This is a genomic window from Demequina lutea (genome assembly GCF_013409005.1).
GTDB classification, from domain to species: domain Bacteria; phylum Actinomycetota; class Actinomycetes; order Actinomycetales; family Demequinaceae; genus Demequina; species Demequina lutea.
The window spans coordinates 1,434,216-1,451,763 of record NZ_JACBZO010000001.1 but is presented as its reverse complement, the minus strand read 5'-3'; the positions used below and the strand labels follow the sequence as shown (position 1 = coordinate 1,451,763).

Here is a 17,548-nt window from a genome sequence, read left to right as displayed (position 1 = left end):
GGGACGTTGCGCACTCAGCCGTGGACGAGGCGCAGCAGCAGTCGCTCAACGAGCGAGAGCAGCGCATAGAGGACGAAGGCGAAGATCGCCAGCGTGAAGACGCCGACCCAGATCGACGCGATGTCGAAGGTCGAACCCGCGACCTGGATCATCTTGCCGAGACCGTGCTGGCTGCCGATGTACTCGCCGACGATCGCGCCGGTGAGCGAGAGGCCGATCGACACGCGCAGGCTGCTGATGATCGACGGCAGGGTCGACGGGACGACGACCTTGCTGAACACCTGGAAGCGGCTCGCGCCGAGCGAGTAGAGCAGGGTCTGCTCATCACGGTCCACCCGACGGACCGCCGCGTGGGTGTTGAGGATCTGGATCACGATGACGATCGACGCGGCCATCGCCATCTTCGATCCGATGCCGAGACCCAGGACGAGCACGATGATCGGTGCGAGCGCGAGCTTCGGCATCGCCTCGAGGGCGATGAAGATCGGCTCGGCCGTTCGGGCGTAGAAGCTCGACCACCAGAAAGAGAGCCCGATGAGCACGCCGCCGCCGACCCCGATGAGGAAGCCGTAGACGGTCGACAGCGCGGTGAAGGAGAGGTCCGCCAGCATGGTGCCGGCAGTCATCTGGGTGACGAAGGCGGCCCAGATGAGGCTCGGCTTCGACCAGAAGAAGGTCGAGATGATGCCGGCGTCGGCGAACACCTCCCAGAGCACGAAGACCGCGACCACGATGCCGATGACCGTCAGCGCGATCTTCCAGCTCGCCGGCTCCGCGGGGAACAAGGCGCCGCCGCGCCTCTGCGCCGACCTCCGTGGAATTCGGTTGAGCGCCTCGAGCCGTCCCGCCGTCGTCGATGCGTCCTCGGTGCGGCGGATGAGTGCGGGGAGGGCTGTCATTCTGCGGTCCTTTCGGCGGTCGGAACGAGGCTCGTGTGCAGAAGGGAGAAGATCCGGTTCTTGTACGCGATGAACTCATCGCTCGTGACGATCGCCGGCTTCCTGGGCCGGTCCAGGGCGATCGGGATGTCCGCGATCACCCGTCCCGGACGCGGGGCCATCACGACGACGCGATCCGAGAGGTAGACGGCCTCGTCGATGTCGTGGGTGACGAAGACGACCGTCTTCTTGAAGTCATCCCAGACGTCGAGCAGCCACTCCTGCATCGTCGCCCGGGTCTGCGCGTCCAGCTTGCCGAATGGCTCGTCGAGCAGGATGACGTCGCGGTTGAAGAGAATGGTCCGGAGCAGAGCAGCCCGCTGTCGCATGCCGCCGGAGAGCTGGTCCGGGCGGTGCTTCGCGAACTCCTTCAGCCCGTACGCCTCGAGGAACGGCATCGCCAGCTCGCGTGCCCGCTTCTTCGGCATCCCGCTGACTTCCATGCCGATGATGATGTTGTTGAGCACGCTCCGCCACGGCAGCAGCAGGTCCTTCTGGAGCATGTAGCCGACGTGGCCCTGCTCGCCGACGATGCTCTCGCCGTTGATCCGGATGTCGCCCGTAGTCGGCATGTCCAAGCCGGCGACGATGTTGAACAGCGTCGACTTGCCGCATCCCGACGGGCCGATGATCGACAGGAACTCACCGGGCTCGACGGTGATGGAGCTGTCGCTGAGCGCGAGCGTCTTTGAGGACTTCGTCACGAACTCGCGCGTGACGCCCTCGATCTTCAGTTCTGCGCGTCCGCTCTTCAGGGCGGTGGATGCTGAGATCGTCATGAACTGCTCCTGGGGTCGATGGACAAAGCGAGGATGAGGTCCACTGTCGACCCCCGCAGTTCCGCGACGATTTCGGCGGGGTTGCCGACCGGTAACTTGTCGCGGCGCTCTTGACGGTTACATGCCGGAAATGCGCGATCCGTACGCTGGGCCGATGGCCACCGCGCTCAAGGGCATGATGACGAGGCCGAGCGGATCGCATCGCGATCAGCTCGTGTTCGCCGCCATCGCGCTCACGAACCGGCTCGCCGACGGCTGGTCGTTCGGTGCCCGCTACACTGCGCCGGAAGATCCCGCCGAGTGCGCAAGCATCGCGAACGAGACCTGCGAGCGCTTCTACCGCAAGCAGACGGCGTTCCTGCCGGAACAGGCGGACGAGCTGAAGGTCATGGCGAATCGGCTCCACGACGTGCTGCTCGATCTCGCGCTCGACGACATCCCGACCGCGATCCCCAAGGTCAACACGATGCTCGCCGAGCACCCCTCGGCCCTGCACCTGTCCGAGAAGCCGCCGTACTCGCTCCACTACCAGGACCACTCGGTCCCGGCCGTGCAGGGATGGCAGGTCGCCTGCTGCGCGGCCCTCGCGTCCTGGGTGTCGTCGAACTCGACGCAGTACATCCGATGCTGCGCGGCACTGCGGTGCGATCGCCTGTTCGTCGACGACACGCGCAGCGGCACCAAGCGGTTCTGCAGCATCCAGTGCCACGGGCGGGAGAACGTGCGCGCCTATCGGCTTCGGCAAGCAGTGGCGGCCGCCGAGAAGGCACACCGGATGCCGAGGCTGTAACCGTCAAAGGCGTGGACACAAGTTACGGGACGGCAATCACGGCGTCACTGGGCGGAAATCGAGGCGGACGAACGTGGGCGGTGGTCGCATCCGGCCGATGAACTCGAAGGAGCTCCGCATGACCGAGTCGCACAAGGTCCGGATTGCCCACCTCAGCGGTCCGACCGCCACCATCCAGAACACGCCGCCGCTCGTCACGTCAAACAAGGCGCGCACGAAGCACGGCCTGCCGCTGCTCACCGATGCGGGCGGGAACGCGCTCCGGTTCGATGCGCTTCGTGCGCAGCGACTGGCCGCACCCGCGACCGTCTACGTCGAGCAGTTCTCGGCGCATCCGCTCGAACGCGACGCGGCGGAGCTTTATGGTGACCCCGACGGCTATCTGGGAGCGGACGGCGTCGTCCGGCCCACCCCCGCCTCGGAGGGCGACAAGCCCGTCTACGCCATCGAACTCCACCCGGAGGACGGCCTCTACCCGCTGCCCTACATGGCGACCCAGGCCGACGGCAGCGCCTGGGAGGAGGAGATGGCGGTCCCGTTCGGGCCGGAGACGGCGTCGCGGCAGGGATTCTTCCCCGACGGTTCCCGAAGCTTCGAGGAGATCGATCGACTCGGCATCGAGGACGGCGGCACCGCCAGTCCCATCTCCTCGCGCGCCACCGTCGACTTCTACCGCGTGTCCCCGCCCGGCGGCTACCGCAAGGGCCTCCCGGCCGCCGAGCGCACCGACGTGGGCGAGGGCGACATCCCGCCGGAGCGGAGCGGCGCGGACTTCAACGGGTACAAGCCGGTGCACCTCGGCACCGTCCCCGGCCGGCCCGCGCTCGCGAAGATCACGAACGATGCGCAGGCGATCGCGAGCAGCGGCCGGTACGACGGCCTCATCTGGACGCAGGGCAGCCCGCAGGTCGAGGAGACCGCCTACTGGTTCAGCCTCCTGATCGACACGGCGATCCCGATCTGCGGCAACGCCGCCCAGCGGCCGCAGGGCCTCATCAGCAACGACGGGCCGAAGAACATCGTCGACTCGATCGCCTTCATCCAGTCCGGGCGCTGGGCCGGCGACGACGGGAAGAACCGCTGCGGGGTCGTGGTGATCGAGGAGCAACAGTACTTCGCGGCCCGCGAGGTGTATAAGTCGGATGCCCGACCGGGCAACTACCGCGCGACGGGGGGTCACGGCGGCATCATCGGTCAGACCACCCATGCCGGCGCGATCCACCTCACCTACCTTCCGGCCTACAAGCACACCCACCTGTCGGAGGTGAACGTCACCCGGCTGCCGAAGATGGTCCAGGCGGCGACCATGACCGCAGAGGGGATCCGGCTGGTGGAGGTCGTGGTCAAGGATGCGGACGGCCGGATCACCGAGGACGCCATCCCGTCCGTCTCGATCGTCAAGGAGGGCGGGTACTTCGACGAGGCGATCGGCCTCGCTCCCGACGACCTGCCGATCCTTCAGGCGGTGCTCGACCAGAAGCTCGGCCTCGGCCGGCTCGGCGGAATCGTCGTCGAGGGCCTCGTCCCGTACGGCCGCCTGCCCTCGAAGGCCTCCGAAGCCCTGCTCGAGCGCGCGGTCTTCAGCGGGATCCCCGTCGCACGCGTGGGACGGGGTGCGCCCGAGGGCTTCGCGGACCCGACGCCGTTCACGATCGCGGGATCGAACCTCACCGCGGTGAAGGCGCGGCTGCTCCTCATGGCCAGCATGATGAAGCTCGGCGCCCTCCCGGTCGCGGCGGATCCCGCGCACCCGACGTCGGAGGAGCGTGCCGCGACGAGCGCCACAGTGGCCGCGTATCAGAAGATCTTCCTCACACACTGACGCCCGGCCATCGACGCCAAAGACATAGAACCCATGACGACACACGTCGGCGCGCTACCTGCTCGCTACCGGCACCGCTTCCTCATCCTCGCGATCTGCTGCATGAGCCTGCTCATCGTGACCATGGACACGATGGCGGTCAACGTCGCGCTGCCCTCGATCCGGGCCGAGTTCGGCTCCTCGGTCTCGGCGCTGCAGTGGACGGTCGACGCCTACACCTTGGTGCTCGCCTGTCTGCTCATCCTCTCCGGCTCGACGGCGGATCGCATCGGGAGGCGGACGACCTTCCAGCTCGGCCTCGTCGTCTTCACCGTCGGATCGCTGCTGTGCAGCTTCGCCACCACGACCGAGTGGCTCATCACCTTCCGCGCCGTCCAGGCAATCGGGGGATCGATGCTCAATCCGGTCGCGATGTCGATCATCACGCACACCTTCGACGACCCCGCACCGCGAGCCCGCGCTGTCGGCGCCTGGTCGGCGGTGAGCGGAATCTCGATGGCGATCGGACCGATCGTCGGCGGCCTACTCACCGACACGGTCGGCTGGCGCGGCATCTTCTGGATCAACGTGCCGATCGGCGTCGCGGCGATCCTCCTCACGGCGCTCTTCGTCCCCGAATCGCGCTCGAGGCATCGTCGGCGGGTGGACCTCGTCGGCCAGGGGCTCATCATGGCGATGCTCGGCTGCCTCATCGCCGGACTCATCGAGGGTCCACACCTCGGGTGGGGCAACCCGGTCACCATCGCGCTCTTCACCACATCGGCCACGGCGATCGCCGCGTTCATCCCCTACGAGCTGCGCCGCCCTGAGCCGCTCATCGACGTCCGCTTCTTCCGAAGCATCTCCTTCTCGGCCGCGCTCGCCACCGCCATCGCGGGATTCGCGGCCTACAGCGGCTTCATCTTTCTCATGACGCTCTACCTGCAGGAGGTGCGGCACTTCACGCCGTTCGAGGCTGGCCTAAAGCTGCTCCCGATGGCCATCGGCCAGCTCATCTGCTCCAACATCTCCGGCCACCTCGTCGGAGCCCGCGGCACTCGGACTCCCCTCCTCATCAGCGCGTCGGCCGTGCTCGTCGCGACCTTGGTGCTGGCACTGTGGCTTGCGCCGTCCTCATCGGACCTGCTGCTGCTCACAGTGTTCCTCCTCTACGGCATCGGCCAGGGGTTCCTGAACGCCCCAGTCACGACGATGTCGGTCAGCGGGATGCCGCGATCGCAGTCCGGTTCCGCCGCCGCGACCACGTCGACCGCACGCCAGGTCGGGACGTCGCTCGGCGTCGCACTCGCCGGGGCCCTCACCGGCCTTGGCGCGAGCACCGCGGTCGGCACGGCCTACGTCGGGGCGGCTCGTTCCTACTGGTGGCTCGTCGTCGGTCTCGCGCTCCTCATCGGCGCGCTCGCCTGGCTCTCGACATCCGGCCCCGCTCACCGGAGTCGAGCAGGCATCTCGCACCTGTTCCCCGACGACCCGCCGACGGCGCTGGCGCCAGCCGCGTAGCCCGGCCGGCGCGCTCGGGACGTGCCAGAGCGGTTCGGGAAGTGGAACACGATCTATAAGAACTTCGACCGGTGGGCAAAGGACGGCGTGTGGGCGCGGGTGCTCGAGCGGGTGCAGGCGCTGGCCGACGAGAGCGGGGAGCTCGACTGGGTTGTCTCGGTCGACTCGACCATTGCGCGCGTCCACCAGCACGGCGCCACGCTTCCGCGCCACACAGGGGGCGCTATCGAATTGGCCGGTCGCGCGGGGGTTTGATCACGAAGGTCCACCTCGTCGCGGATGGGCGGGGCCGAGCGCTGTCGGTGGTGATCGCCGGCGGCAATATCAACGACACCATCATGATGGCCACGGTGCTCGATGACATCTCGGTGCCGCGGCCCCAGGGTCGACCGCGAACTCGACCGGGTCGGGTGCTGGCCGACAAGGGCTACCCGTCGAAGGCGAACCGGGCCTGGCTGCGCCAGCACGGGATCGCGGCAACCATCCCCGAGCGCGACGACCAGATCGCACACCGCCGCCGTAAGCCGGGCCGGCCGATCGACTTCGGACCTCTCCAGCAGGAGCGCTACCGGGGTCGCAACGTCGTCGAACGGTGCTTCAACAGGCTCAAGCAGTGGCGCGGCATCGCGATGCGCTCAGAAGAGACCGCCCTGAACTAGACAAACAACCGACACCGGGACAGCCACCGAGCAAGTCGCCATCGGTGTGACCCGCGCGAGCCAGTCTCACCGCAGGCTTGGGATATCCGGCAGCACCTCGAACGGAAGTTGGGGCGCCAACATCGCGTTGGCGATCACCACGCGGTCGCGGCCTCCAACCTTGGCTTCGTACATAGCCTTGTCGGCGCGGCTCAATAGATCGTCCGGGTTGTCGCCGCGGCTCGCCTCGGCCACACCGATGCTCACCGTTACCCCTACCGGGCCCTGCTCACTGGCCACCCGCAGTTCGGCAAGCGTGCTGCGCCACCGCTCGGCACGCGCAGCGACGTCTGCCGCGTGCGCGCCCGGTAGAAGTGCGAGGAACTCCTCCCCACCGAAACGCACCAGAACGTCGCCCGCACGCACGCCCTCCCTCAGCGCCTTGGCCACCGCGACCAGCACCCGGTCGCCGACAGCGTGGCCGAACGTGTCGTTCACCTGCTTGAAGCGGTCCACGTCGATCATCACGGCCGTGAGCGGCACGAGCCCCACCGCCGCCCGGGCCACCAGGCTGGACAGCACGAGCTCGAGATGGTGCCTGTTGTACAGGCCGGTCAGCCCGTCCGTCTCGGCCTGCTCGGCGAGCCGGGCGCGCAACTCCTCCACCACGGTGACGTCGCGCCCAGTGGTGACCTGCGCCGCCCGACCGTCGGATAGGCGCAGCTCCCTGATCCGGATGTCGAGCAGACGACCGTCGGGGGTGCCGACGACACCCGTGGAACGCAGGGGCTCTGGGAGTGCGCTAGCCAGCAGTTCCGGAGACCCACGGTCGAGCGCAGCGACCCCCCAAGCGTCCAACAACTCGCGCGCGGCGGCGTTCGCCTGGACCAGGACTCCCCTGACGTCGAACACCAGCACCGCGTCCTCAAGGGCGCTCAGCACGTCGTCCGACCCGATTGGCGCACCGAACTCCATGGCCTCTACCGGGCGTGAAAGCGCAAAGAACGACACCAAGGTGAAGGCCGTCGCAGCCGCCACCTGGATGGAAAGGGGATCCGCACGAGTCACCACCGCCGCCACGACCGCGACCGTGGGCAGACCCACGAGCATTGCCGCGAACGCGAGCCGTCCACGGAACCCGGTGGCCGACCTTTCCCGGCTCCCGATGAGCAGCAGAGTGCCGATCACCGTCAAGCTCCCCGCGAGCACCGCATGCACGTTCAGGACCGGGCCCCCGACGAGAACGGGCCCGCCGGGGCCTTCGACCACCGCCGCCATCCCGGCCCGGCACGCCGGTACTGCGAGGGCGGCTGCCGCGAGGACGGGTTCGGCCGCGATCAGCGCCCACACCCATCTGCTCCGGAACAACCGGCGTTGAGAGACTGCAAGCCCGTACCACAGCACCGAGGCAGCGGCGGCACCGGACACCGGGAAGCTCGCGATGAAAGCAAGTCGCTCCACCTGGACGTCGGACGTTAGGGCCATGACCAGCCCACTCACCGCCCAGATGGTCATCGCCACGCACGCTGCCAGGATTGCCAGGACCAGTCGCAGCTCACGCGAGCGCATGGCGTAGCGGACACTCGTCGTGGTGCCGACCACGATCGCGAGTGCAAGGAGCGTCACCTGAAAGCTCACGGGTCTCCCATCGTCACCCGTCCCATCGGACATCTGTGGGCGCATATGAGCGATTGGGCCCGAGCCCTCAATCGTCAAGCGTCGTGCCTGACCCCATGCTAGTGACCCCTCAAGGTTCAGGTGTTTCGCCTGCGCTCCTCAGCGGCCGCCCGGTCCAGTCCCCCGTGCTCGAGGCCGGCGAGCGGGCTCGTCCCCTCCCACACCAGCCGTCCATGCTTGCGAACCTTGACGCTTATCGTGGCGCCCAGGTGCTCGAGCGCTCCCGGCGCGGCCCTGCGTTCCTCTACCAGCGGCACCGGTAAGACGAGCGCGTCAGCGGTTGGTGCATACCCCTCCACTTCTACCTCCCAGAAGCGACTGCGACCCCTGAGCACCCACCTCTCCTCGCCGATCGTCGCGTGCACCGGGGACGTTCCCGGGTTCCCGAGGCGCAGCAGGGTCCCGTCGGGCAGCCGAACCACCACGGCGGTGACCTTGGTGCGGAAGGGACCTGCCGTGACCTCGCCGCCTGCAAACGCCACGCAGGCGTCGCGCTCCGCAAAGCCTTGAGCCTGGCCCCACCACCAACTCTTGGGGAATCCGTCGGATCCCCAGTTCTTCTCTGCGTACACCTGGGCGTCGCTGAGTTGCCACGTTTCGCCGCCGATCGTGGCCGTGCCATTTGCCCGGCCTCCCAACAGCCACGGGTGCCAATACTGGTTCAGCTTGGGGATCATCTGGAACAGGCTCGACCCACCGAACGGGCGCGTCCGGGGCCACAGCTTGAGGTCGGAAAGCGTGACGTCCAGGCGGGCGTCGGGAGCCAAATCGACCATCACGTGGCGGTCGTCTCCCGTGAACAGCGACCCCGCCTTGGCACCTGGGCCCCGGCGCCGGGACTTCGCGTCCATCAACACCGCCTCCCGCCAGAAACGCCCTGGATGAGCGCCCAAGCCGACCAGTGCCCACGGACCCCTGCTGGATTGCTGCACTCCTATGAGCGCTGTCACGACGCGCCCTGCGTCGGCGTCGGTGAAGCGCCAGAAGTATCCCTCCATCGCCACCCCGTGGCGGGAGGTGAGAGATCCGAAGGGCAGATCGGCCCCGCTTGAGCGGTACGGCAATGTGACGCGCATGCTCCCGAGACTATGTGTCGCGCGCAGCGGCCGCCCTGAGCAAGGCGCTCCCCTGCGCGGCCCGACGCGAGCGGGGCTATGGTTGAAGAATGAACATCGAAGACATCGGCCCCCGTCCCCAGGCATTCGACCTCGAGGCGGAGACGCTCAAAAACCCGAACTACCGCACCGTTGCCTGGAGCGGCGCCTACCTGCAAGTCACCCTCATGTCGATCCCCGTTGGAGGCGACATCGGACTGGAAAAGCACCCCGAAACCGACCAGTTCATTCGTCTCGACGGCGGCAGGGGTCGAGCCCAAATGGGACCAAGCAAGGACGAGCTGACCTTCGACCAAGAGGTCTCCGACGGCTGGTGCGTCCTCGTTCCTGCAGGCAGCTGGCACAACGTCACCAACATCGGCGACAAGCCGATGCAGGTCTACACCGTCTACGCGCCGCAACACCACAAGCCGGGCAATGTTCAGACGACCAAGGCCATCGCCGATGCCGACACCGACGACGAGCCAGCCGACTGGTCAGTGCAACCCGACCCCGCCAAAGACCAGCACGCGTAGGCCGAAATCTCGCTCCACGAGCGGCCAGGACTCCGTGGGGACGATTCTCCGGCTCTCGGCCTCAGATCAGCCGAGTTAACGAACCGAGACGGTGGATCCCGGCTCAGTCGTCGATCGCGTTATCCCGTTGTTCGACCTTGTTGTTGAGTGCCAATCGCGCTTCAGACATGAGCCTGTCTGCCACGACGGAGTCGCTGCTTTCGAAGGACGTCCAGCGTTCGGCCCACCCGGCGAGGGACCCCAGCACGCCGGCGATCGCCTCTCGATTGGGTTCCATGCCTTCCACGGTCTTCGTCTTGTGGCCCGTGAGCACCGCCGCAGCCTTGTTCCTGTCGACGTCGTGGCTGACGGTCACGATCAGGCCCGAAGCGATGAGCGATTGCAGGACAGGCGTGTAGGCCATGACCGCCGGGTCCGGGACTTGCGGTCCGAACCACCGTTCGACCAGACGCGTCACGGTGGTTGGGCCCTTAGCAGCCGCCGAGGCGAGAGTCGCCTCGATCGACTCTGCAGGGAACGACGTTGTTCCCACACTCGTGATCATGACGTGCCGCGTGGTGAAGATCCCCAACTTCTTCGCCTCGACGTATTCCATTGAAATCGTGCCTTCCTCGCGCAGCCCCAGCAGCGCACCCGCAATGGTGCGCACGGCGAGCCTGAGCGACGTGCCGTCGCCCTTAAGGGACGTCGCTACCGCAACGATCCGAGGCTCCGTGATCTCGGCTTGCGGGAGAAACTTCGACCCGATGAGGAATGTCATCTGCGAAGGCGTGAGCGTAGGAGTTGTCATGTTCCACCATCCGTGGGGTGTCGAAGGTTGTTTCGGGCTTGGCGCGGTACTACTTGTCGGGAGCACAGTCGGCGGTCACTGAGCGGAATCGGCGAGGCTGGGCTGGTCGTCGAAATTCTTGGGACATCGCTGGCCTTCAGTTCTCGAAGCGGAACGAGTGGAGCAGGTCCTGCAACGCCGCTCGGTCGGCGGTGACGTCCGCAGGTGCGCATGTCAGCGTGACGTCGGTGTAGTCGTGATTCTTGTCCTTCCTCGCCGTGATCAGATCGACGTGCATTCCGTTGCTGTTGAGGCCGGAGCCGATGGCCGCTGGGACGCCGCCCAGACCCATTGACTGCGGAGCACTGTCCTGCGTGATCTGTCGCTCAGTAAGGTCGGCGTTGATCTCGTCCATCACCGTGTCGTACTGGGCCGGGATGGGGTAATCGAAGAGGATCACGGCTTGGTTCGGCCCATCGAACTCGGCCTGCCCCTTACTGTCGAGGCCCAAGGCCGTCGGGTCGATCGGGGGACGCACGGTCACGGTCCACTGCGCTCCACCTGTGAACCTTTTGGTGACGGTGAACCAGTAGGCGTCCGCTTGGGGGTCCTGCCCCTGGGTCGATGGACTCGGGACGGCCGACGGCGTCGAGGACGCGATGGGCGACGTCGTGGTCTGGGGCGTTGCGGTGGGCGTCGCTTGCGTGCTCGGCACATTGCCCTGTCCGGCCGCGCCGCTCGAACATCCGCCGAGGACGATAAGCAACCCGAGTGAGGCCGCGGCCGCGACGGTAGCGCCGCCGCGGCGAGCGTTCTTGCCGGATGTCCTGTGCTGCTGCATCTCGTTGGCTTGCATGCTGTAAAGCATGGGGGTTGGACGGCCGGCACACCCCAGGGTGACCCCCCAGGATTAGGCGGGACCCGTGTCGCCGCTCCTAGCCCTGCGGCGATCTGGGCACGGCCAGTAACGTCCGGCACTTGGCACACATCGTGTAGGTGGTAGTCGATCGACCGGCCCTATGCCACAGCCTCCGCACCTGCCAAGCGCCACCGCGGTGTCGAGTTCGATTCGCCGACGCTCGACCTCCGCGCGGTCGACCCCGGCACTCAGTCGGCGAGCGGTACAGCCTTGCGGCGAAGGCGAGCCACCGAGACCTTTACTCCACCGTCGAGCCAACGCTTTTGTCCCGTCCGTTGCTGAATCCAGATGTCCAGGAGCACGACAACGGCCATCACTCCCCAAGACAGCACGATCGACGCCACGACGTCTGTGAGCCAGTGGTCGCCCAGATACAGCCTGCTCGTCGCCACCAGGGAGGTCAGTACGACGGCCACACCCCACCCCGCCCATGCACGCTTCCGGCCCGGTCGAGCGCGCCACCATAGGTACGCCAGCGCGAGGGTGAACGTCGCCATCCCGATGGTGTGACCCGAGGGGAACGACAGCGTGTGTTCAACGGGGCCAACGACGTCGCCGGCCGGAGGGCGCACTCGCCCCACGAGGTGCTTCAGAACTAATGAGATTGTCTCTGCGCTACCGAGTGCGACGGCGAGGAGGAACGCCTCTACTCGGTGGCGGCGCACGGCGAGCAGCAACACCGTGAGCGCCGCAATGGCCGTCAGCACGACCTCACCGGCGATGGTAGTGACCGTTGTCATCGTCATCGTCGCCACGGAATCGCGATGCGCGACCAGCCAGCTGAGCGTCGGCCCATCCCACAGGGAAAGGTCGCCGCCCTCTCGAACACCGTCGAGGAGCCACCCGGTCGCGACCGCGCTCAGCGCGACCATCGCCAACAGCGCGACGACGCGCGCACGGCGCGGAGCCTGCACGCCCATGCTCTTGAGGGTGTGAACTGTCATGGGTGCCCCTTTCGGCACGGAAACGATCAGTATGTCTCCTGCACCTCAGAGATTCATCAGAGTCCCTCGTAGGGGGACGATTTCGGACGCGACCAGTCGTCCGAGTGGCCCGGGCGCCGCGGTCACCAGTCGGGCTCACCAGTCGAGGTGGCGAGCCGTGAGTCTGTCTTCAGAAAACCGGCGGATCGCCGCAATGGTCTCCGCGGGCAGCGACTCGGCCGCGGCCGCTACCGAGTCGTGCAGGAGTTCAACGGTCCTGGCCCCGGGAATCACGGTCGAGACGCCGCCGTGCGCGAGGAGGAAGCGCAGCGCGCCCTGCGGCACCGAGACACCCTCGGGGAGCAGCGAACGGAACTGGTCGACAAGGCTGGCCCGCAACGCGATGTCCTCACGGGACCAGCGCGAACGGACCCCTGTGAACACCGTGTCGGCCGTGTACCTGCCTGAGAGCCAGCCAGACTCGAGTGGGACCTTAACGATCGTGCCGACACCCCGCTCACCTGCGCGCTCGACGCCGGGCCACGTCTCCTGGAACAGGGCGGACATCCGCACCTCCAAGGCCTCGCTTCCACTGGTCTGCAGCACCGTATCGATGTCGGCGCTCCAGTCCACGGAGGCCCCGTAGGCCCGGATGACCCCGCGCTGCTTGAGCCCCTCGAGCACGGCGTAGTGCTCGCTGCGGCCATCGAGCACCTCGGGCGGCGGGGAGTGCAGCAGGACGATGTCCAGGTGGTCGGTGCCCATGCGCCGGGCGCTCGCCAGGACCGACGCCTCGATGGCGGTCGGATCCCAGTCGGAGGTGCCGTCGGCGCGGTGTCCGAACTTCGTGCACAGCACAACGCCGTCTCGACGTCCACCCCGCAGGGCTGCGCCAAGCGCCAACTCGCTGCGACCGTCGGCATAGCCCGGGGCGGTGTCGATGAACGTCACGCCAGCCGCGAGGGCCGCATGGACGAGGCGGACTGCAGCGTCCTCGTCTGGGCCGTCCGGCCATTGCGACGACCGGACGAGCTGCCAGGCCCCCAGTCCGATCTCGCTGACCTCGATACCGGTCGTGCCGAAGGCTCGGGTTCTCACCATGGCTCCTCTCGCGGGCACGCCCGCAGTGCGACGTTGGAAACGGAAAATTCACGGTAGCACCGCGCCCCATCACACCGCACCCCATCACACCGCGGCCGATCACACCGCACCCAGCGGCGTCGAGGCTGGTCCTTTCGCGTTGCCGTCGCCGAGCGGCTCAGATCCAGATCGCCAGCAGCGCCATGATTCCGAAACCGGCGGCCGCCGCAAGCCACTTCTGTGCGTGGTCCCTGTGGTGGTCGAACTCCGTCTTGATGATGTCGAGCGCGGCGATGTACATGAACGTTCCTGCACCTATCGAGTCGAAAACCGCCTCAAATAGCGTATCGGCGCGTCCGGTCAACATCCCTCCGATGGCCGCGCCGGCGATGATTCCGAGCGGGGTCATGACCGAGAAGAAGGTCAACCGCCCCAGGGCCTGGCGGTGGGTGAGGCCCGCACGCTGGAAGCCGACGCCGAGGGCAAGTCCGGCGGCGCCCTTGTGAGCCAGGATTGCCAGGAACACGATGAGTGCACCCGACAGCGCACTCTGGGCGCCAAGTGCCAGGCCAAGGATGACCGAGTGGACCGAGAGCACGATGAGCAGGATCACCGGGTAGATGGCCGATCCCTGACCAGCAGGGTGCCAATCCATCTCGTGCTGAACCGCAGCTGAGTTTTCTTGGGGAGGCGACGCATCATGGCCGGGGTGACCGGGGACGATCACGTCTTCGATGAGCAAGATGAACAGGAAGCCCACTCCGGCCAGGAGAAGGGCGAGCGGGTAGGCAAATGTCGGGAGCGCGGTGTGGAATGCGCCGATGCCCGCACCCAGGAGGTGGATGACGCCTGCACCGCCCAGTACACCGGCGGCAAACGTGTTGCTCAGGCCCAGCATGCGTTCGCTGGATGCTCGCCTCCCGAGCACCCACGGCACGTAGGTGCTTGCCAGGCCAACGACCGCCACCGCGCCCGCAAACGCGATCTTGATCCAGAACAGGTCGTCGCTCGTCATGTGGCGCTCCTCGTGTGGCGGGTTCCGTGTGGGGCAACAGCGGTCAAACTAGTCGGAGTCCCGCACTGCTCGCGACTCGATCTCGGACAAGACCTCGTCGGCGGCCTCTTGGCTCACGCGCCCCGTATGCCTGGCCTCGATCACCAGGTCGCGTTCGACCTCGGCCGCCCTGCGTAGCAGTTCGGCGACCGCGCGCGCGTCCCCCGCGTCGTCGTCGTCCTCGTCCCTGCCGTGGCGGGCCGCGTGGAGGGCGTCGTGCGACGCGAGATAGCCCTCGTATTGCAGGACGACGGCGCCCCGCACCCTCTCTGGGACTTCGGCGTCCCCGCCATGCACCTCGGCGATTGCGGCCTCGAGCGCCCGACGTCTCAGTTGTCTCGCCTCGACGGAGACGTTCGAGTCACCGCCCACCTTGAGCTTGCGGACCAGGGGCGCAAGCGTGAGCCCTTGAACCACGAGCGTCGCCAACACGGTCACGAGGCCCACGAACACAATGGTGTGGCGCGAGGGGAAGTCGCCACCTCCTGACACCGCGGCGGGCAAGGCGAGCGCCGTCGCGACCGTCACCACGCCTCGCATGCCAGCCCACGCGGTGACGACGGTCTCCCTGTTACCCACCGGTGTGGACTCCGAAGGGTGACGACGGTGGCGCGCGCGGCTGAGCCACACGAACGGAAATATCCATGCAAATCGAAGCACGACAAGCAACCCCACCACCGCCGCCGCAAGCCCGACGGCGCGGTCCTCCAACGGGGCGGATTCGAGCACATCGGTGAGTTCGAAGCCGATGAAGACAAACACGAGGCTGGTGATGATGTAGTCGGCGTACGCCCACACCGCGCGACCCAGGAGCCAACCGCCGGACGTGATCGCCTTGTGGCTGTGGCTGCGCAGGAACAACCCCAGCACCAGCACCGCAAGCACACCGGAGCCCTCCAGGTGGTCCGTCACCACGTACACGATGAACGGCACCGCGAGCGTCACGGTGGTCTCGGGCGCCGCTAGATGGAGCTTCGCGAGGGCGAAATTCGTCAGCCAGCCCGCCGCGAGACCAATGCCTACCCCCACCACCAACGCGAGGACCAGGCTGCGCCCCAGGCCTCCACCGGAGAACTCACCCGCCACGACGGCGACGACGGCCACCTTGTACATCACGAGCGCCGTGGCGTCGTTGAACATGCCCTCGCCCTCGAGGACGGTGACGAGGCGACCCGGAAGCCTCAACCGCCTGGCCACCGCGGTGGCTGCCACCGGGTCGGGCGGCGCCACAATCGCACCGAGCACGAACGCGGGTCCCCACCCCATGCCAAGCCAATGCGCGACGACCGCGACTGCCGCCGCGCTCGCTACCGTCAGACCCACCGCCAGGATCACGATGGGTCTGGCGTTCTCCTTGAACTCGCGCGCACTCGCCTTTTGGGTGGCGGCAAAGAGAAGCGGCGGAAGCACGAGCGGGAGGATCAGGTCGGGCGCGACCGTGAGTCCAGGGACGCCGGGCACCAACGGAACGGCCAGGCCAAAGATCGTGAGCAGGATCGGCAATGGCACCCGAAGTCGATCGGCGAGAGGCGTCAGGACGACGATGCCGGCGAGCAAAGCGCCGACGAGAAGGACAGTGGCCACGGGAACAGACTCTCACCCTCGCACGCATGCAGGCGAAACGGGCGCGTCAGCAATGGTTCGCTACAGCCTTTGTGCAGCCACAACGAGATCCTCTGCGGCTTTGAGCAGCGCATCCGAATTGAGCGTCTTACCCAAGGATGCGCAACGCCGCGCCAGGTCGTCGAGGTCGCGCATTTCCCGCAGACCGACGGATAGCCGACTGTCGATCGGATCGACGAGTGCTCCGAGACGGTGCGAAACCCCGGATCGCACCACAATGTGCCGCCAGTTGGTCAGCATCCGTTGGAACGCCTGCAGCGCCCCGTAGGCCTCACCGATCGCCGCCACCACCTGGTCGAGTTCCTCCCGCACACGCTGACTTTGCTTCTCGCCATCGCGCACCGAGTTCGCGACCGCCGCACCCAACAGCCAGACCGTGGAGTCCTGCTCGCCGACGGACTCACCGGACGCCACTTCGCACACGAAGACCATCGCCATGTCGTTGTGCAGGACCGAAAGCGCGAGGCTGGCACGCAGGTCGAGCACGCTGGCACGCACGTCCGCGAGGAGCCGGGAAAGAGGGCTCAGGTCGCCGCTCGCCGCCACTGCCAGCGAGAGCGCCGCTTGAGCGGTCGTCGCCGCCGCAGGCGCCGCCGTAGCAACGGTCGTGGACGCACTGGCCGCCGCGGCGGCGGTGGCCTCCAAACCGGCAAGAGTGACGGCGATTTCGGCTTGGGCGTCGTCGAGCGTCGCGGCCAGGGCCGTCGCATCGTCGTATCGCGCCCGCTGTTCAGCCAACTCGCGGTCGAGCGCGGTGATCGCCAGCACCACCTCGTGAAGGGTGCCGCCCGGCTCCGTGTGCGGTGGCCGAAGAGGCGCGAGCCTGTGCCGCTCGTCCACCTCTGCGGGAACCAGCGCACGGATCAGGTCCTCGTAGGTCGAGTACCCCAATGCGGCAAGCCTGGCCAAGAGGTCCGTCGCGCCCTTCGAGGCCGACTCGGTCTTCGATAGTCCCTGGTCGCGCCATCCGTTTTCCCTCGCGCGGGTCTCGGCGTAGGCCTGCGAAACCGGCCCCCACAGGTCGGGTCTCGTGATGGTGCTCCTCACCGAGATGAATCCGCCGTCGACGGGAGTCACCGTCGTGAAGGTGAGGTAGTGCGTGCCGTCCTTCGCCAGGTTCGTCACGTAGCCCATCATCGAAGCGCCCGCGAGCAGGCGCCCCCACATAATGTGGAACACCGCACCAGGCATGTCTGGATGGCGAATGAGGTTGTGCGGTGCCCCAACCAATTCACCCTGGCTGTATCGCGATAGCTCAACAAAAGTCGAGTTCACGGTACCGATGACACCACGCCGATCAGTCGTCGAGAAGAACAGCTGTTGCGGGGCGAAGTCGCGCCGCTTACCCGTCGGTTCAACGGCGGTCGATGCCATATGGGCGCCTGTCCTTTCCGGTCCCTGCTCCA

The 17,548-nt window shown here is 67.1% G+C and carries 17 protein-coding genes; 6 read left to right on the top strand and 11 right to left on the bottom strand.

Annotation, left to right across the window (positions count from 1 at the left end; translation table 11 throughout):
• Positions 1 to 14 precede the first annotated feature (14 nt).
• Both BKA03_RS07040 and BKA03_RS07035 read right to left on the bottom strand, forming a co-directional pair.
• Complete coding sequence (locus BKA03_RS07040; protein ID WP_062075095.1) at positions 15 to 899, bottom strand: ABC transporter permease; 885 nt, start codon at positions 897 to 899, stop codon at positions 15 to 17.
• Entirely contained in the window at positions 896 to 1,717 is an 822-nt protein-coding gene (locus tag BKA03_RS07035; protein ID WP_062075094.1) for an ABC transporter ATP-binding protein, read from the bottom strand. Before BKA03_RS07035 ends, BKA03_RS07040 begins: the two co-directional genes overlap by 4 nt.
• 154 nt (positions 1,718 to 1,871) lie before the next feature.
• On the opposite strand from BKA03_RS07035, the gene BKA03_RS07030 reads away from it, so the two are divergent.
• The 5 genes from BKA03_RS07030 to BKA03_RS07010 all read left to right on the top strand — a co-directional run bounded on the left by BKA03_RS07030 (position 1,872) and on the right by BKA03_RS07010 (position 6,488).
• Positions 1,872 to 2,507, top strand: a complete 636-nt coding sequence (locus BKA03_RS07030) for a CGNR zinc finger domain-containing protein (RefSeq protein WP_062075093.1) — start codon at positions 1,872 to 1,874, stop codon at positions 2,505 to 2,507.
• Between the two features lie 118 nt (positions 2,508 to 2,625).
• A complete protein-coding gene (locus BKA03_RS07025) occupies positions 2,626 to 4,329 on the top strand; it encodes an asparaginase domain-containing protein (protein ID WP_062075115.1) in 1,704 nt (567 codons plus the stop codon).
• 33 nt (positions 4,330 to 4,362) lie between these two features.
• Positions 4,363 to 5,829 (top strand): DHA2 family efflux MFS transporter permease subunit, encoded by a 1,467-nt coding sequence (locus tag BKA03_RS07020; RefSeq protein ID WP_083971548.1) that lies wholly within the window; start codon positions 4,363 to 4,365, stop codon positions 5,827 to 5,829.
• 21 nt (positions 5,830 to 5,850) lie between these two features.
• Positions 5,851 to 6,084 (top strand): transposase, encoded by a 234-nt coding sequence (locus tag BKA03_RS07015; RefSeq protein ID WP_179397726.1) that lies wholly within the window; start codon positions 5,851 to 5,853, stop codon positions 6,082 to 6,084.
• The gene (locus BKA03_RS07010; protein WP_193745843.1) at positions 6,081 to 6,488 is read left to right on the top strand and encodes a transposase; all 408 of its coding nucleotides are present in this window, start codon (positions 6,081 to 6,083) and stop codon (positions 6,486 to 6,488) included. The genes BKA03_RS07015 and BKA03_RS07010 overlap by 4 nt, the downstream gene beginning before the upstream one ends.
• A gap of 66 nt (positions 6,489 to 6,554) precedes the next feature.
• Here the strand turns inward: BKA03_RS07010 and BKA03_RS15710 are convergent, their stop codons facing one another.
• Together BKA03_RS15710 and BKA03_RS07000 are read right to left on the bottom strand one after the other, a co-directional pair.
• Positions 6,555 to 8,105 carry a GGDEF domain-containing protein gene (locus BKA03_RS15710; protein WP_152649537.1) on the bottom strand — a complete coding sequence of 517 codons (1,551 nt, stop codon included), beginning with the start codon at positions 8,103 to 8,105 and terminating at the stop codon, positions 6,555 to 6,557.
• Positions 8,106 to 8,221: 116 nt separating this feature from the next.
• Entirely contained in the window at positions 8,222 to 9,220 is a 999-nt protein-coding gene (locus tag BKA03_RS07000; RefSeq protein ID WP_062075088.1) for a tocopherol cyclase family protein, read from the bottom strand.
• An 89-nt stretch (positions 9,221 to 9,309) separates the two neighbouring features.
• Between BKA03_RS07000 and BKA03_RS06995 the strand changes: the two genes are divergently transcribed.
• Entirely contained in the window at positions 9,310 to 9,774 is a 465-nt protein-coding gene (locus tag BKA03_RS06995; RefSeq protein ID WP_062075087.1) for a cupin domain-containing protein, read from the top strand.
• 103 nt (positions 9,775 to 9,877) lie between these two features.
• Here BKA03_RS06995 and BKA03_RS06990 read toward each other — a convergent pair whose 3' ends face one another.
• The 7 genes from BKA03_RS06990 to BKA03_RS06960 form a co-directional block, all read right to left on the bottom strand.
• Positions 9,878 to 10,564 carry a hypothetical protein gene (locus tag BKA03_RS06990; RefSeq protein WP_152649536.1) on the bottom strand — a complete coding sequence of 229 codons (687 nt, stop codon included), beginning with the start codon at positions 10,562 to 10,564 and terminating at the stop codon, positions 9,878 to 9,880.
• A gap of 136 nt (positions 10,565 to 10,700) precedes the next feature.
• The gene (locus BKA03_RS06985; RefSeq protein WP_062075085.1) at positions 10,701 to 11,399 is read right to left on the bottom strand and encodes a hypothetical protein; all 699 of its coding nucleotides are present in this window, start codon (positions 11,397 to 11,399) and stop codon (positions 10,701 to 10,703) included.
• 251 nt (positions 11,400 to 11,650) lie between these two features.
• Positions 11,651 to 12,406 carry a phosphatase PAP2 family protein gene (locus tag BKA03_RS06980; RefSeq protein ID WP_062075084.1) on the bottom strand — a complete coding sequence of 252 codons (756 nt, stop codon included), beginning with the start codon at positions 12,404 to 12,406 and terminating at the stop codon, positions 11,651 to 11,653.
• 135 nt (positions 12,407 to 12,541) lie between these two features.
• A complete protein-coding gene (locus BKA03_RS06975) occupies positions 12,542 to 13,486 on the bottom strand; it encodes an aldo/keto reductase (RefSeq protein WP_062075083.1) in 945 nt (314 codons plus the stop codon).
• Between the two features lie 157 nt (positions 13,487 to 13,643).
• Positions 13,644 to 14,480 carry a ZIP family metal transporter gene (locus BKA03_RS06970; protein WP_062075082.1) on the bottom strand — a complete coding sequence of 279 codons (837 nt, stop codon included), beginning with the start codon at positions 14,478 to 14,480 and terminating at the stop codon, positions 13,644 to 13,646.
• Between the two features lie 48 nt (positions 14,481 to 14,528).
• Positions 14,529 to 16,103 carry a Na+/H+ antiporter gene (locus BKA03_RS06965; protein WP_062075081.1) on the bottom strand — a complete coding sequence of 525 codons (1,575 nt, stop codon included), beginning with the start codon at positions 16,101 to 16,103 and terminating at the stop codon, positions 14,529 to 14,531.
• Positions 16,104 to 16,163: 60 nt separating this feature from the next.
• Complete coding sequence (locus BKA03_RS06960; RefSeq protein WP_062075080.1) at positions 16,164 to 17,516, bottom strand: PAS domain-containing protein; 1,353 nt, start codon at positions 17,514 to 17,516, stop codon at positions 16,164 to 16,166.
• Positions 17,517 to 17,548 lie beyond the last annotated feature (32 nt).